1 protein-coding gene and 1 pseudogene (1 of these 2 running past the window's edge) are annotated in these 1,512 nt (G+C 63.6%); one reads left to right on the forward strand and one right to left on the reverse strand.

The features are described from left to right. A pseudogene (locus EOC06_RS14600) lies at window positions 1-659 on the forward strand (alcohol dehydrogenase catalytic domain-containing protein); it begins 313 nt to the left of the window's first position. Between the two features lie 7 nt (window positions 660-666). Here the strand turns inward: EOC06_RS14600 and EOC06_RS40160 are convergent. Next, window positions 667-1,371 (reverse strand): cyclase family protein, encoded by a 705-nt coding sequence (locus tag EOC06_RS40160; RefSeq protein WP_164898580.1) that lies wholly within the window; start codon window positions 1,369-1,371, stop codon window positions 667-669. Between the last annotated feature and the right edge of the window lie 141 nt (window positions 1,372-1,512).

The raw sequence follows: 1,512 nt of genomic DNA on the forward strand, positions 1-1,512 counted from the left end.
TCGTCGCGGTGCCGGCGGCAAATGTCATACCGGTTCCAAGGGATATGCCGTTTGGGCTGGCGGCACTGGCCGAGCCGTTTTCCATCGCCGCCAATGTGCTCGATCGTACCGGTTGCGGACCCGAGGACACAGCGCTGATCTATGGCGCCGGCACGGTCGGCGTCACTGTCCTGCAGGTCGCCAAACTCAAGGGCGCACGGTGCATCGTTGCCGATATCGACGAAGCCCGCCTGGAGCGAGCGCTCCGCTTCGGTGCCGACAGGGTGATCCACTCTGTGCGCGATCCCGTGCCGGCCGCGGTGCGCGGTGAAAATGACGGTCTTGGCCCGACGCTGGTCATTGACGGCGCCGGCATTCCCGCACTTCTCGACGAGGCTTGCCGGCTGGCCAGCCCGGCGGGCCGCATCGGCCTGCTCGGCTTTTCGGACGCCCCATCCAACCTCAGCCAGCAGGAAGTGGTGCGCAAGGAACTGACCATCGTCGGCTCGCGCCTGAACCGCCGGCTGTTGCCGCGCGTCGTCGAATGGCTGGCCGACAAGCGGCTCGATCCGCAAGGCATGATCACGCAGGTGTTCGCGGCGGCCGATGCACGCGCAGCCTTCAACTTGATCGAGAAGGAACCGGAGCGAACGCTCAAGGTTCAGCTGGACTTCTCGTAAGCCGGAATTAGCCCTCGACCAGCGCGACGGCGCGCAGCGGTGATCCGCTACCGCCTTCGATCGCCAGCGGCAAGCTGATCAGGAAGCACCAAGGCGGCAAGTCACCAAGCCGTGCGAAATTCTCGCCGATCAGGATGCCTGCTGAAAGCAACGTATTGTGCGCCGGGAAATCCTCGCTGCCGAAACAATCGATCGACAGGCAGTCCGAGCCGACGATGCGCGCACCGCGCTCGACCAGCAATTCGCTTGCTTGCCGCGACAGTCCTGGCCAGTCGGCGAGAAACGCAGCCGGATCGTCCCAGAGCCGGTCCCAGCCGAAATGGAAGAACACGGCGTCGCCCTGCCGTATGCGGCCATGTTCGGCCTCGAAAGCAAAGATAGAATCCGGCTCGACCGCCTGCCGGGGCTGACAGCCACGCGCATCGATCGTCACCATGCGGCCGAAGAAACGCTCGACCGGAATGCCGGAGATGGCAGCACCGCCGCGGATGAAATGGACCGGCGCATCGAAATGCGTGCCGGTGTGCTCGCTCATGGCCAACGCATGGTTACAGGCGACGTCGCCGTGGTCATAGGATTCCACCATCTCCTGGCAATAATGCGGGTGCGTCGGCCACACCGGCATGCCGGGCTTCATCGGATGCGTCAGATCGATGAAGGAAACCGCCTTTGTTTCGAACAGCTTGGCGAGCGTGTCAGTGGCGGATGTCATCTGACGCGAGGCCTCGGCACGAGAGCGACGATCAGGATGATCAGCACGCCGGTCAAAAGGAAGCGCACGCCTGCCTGGATGCCAAAGGTGTTGAGCATGGTGGACATCAGGTTGAAGAACAACGCAGCCCCCCATATGCCT

It is taken from the genome of Mesorhizobium sp. M7A.F.Ca.MR.362.00.0.0, assembly GCF_004023175.1.
In the GTDB taxonomy this organism is placed as follows: domain Bacteria; phylum Pseudomonadota; class Alphaproteobacteria; order Rhizobiales; family Rhizobiaceae; genus Mesorhizobium.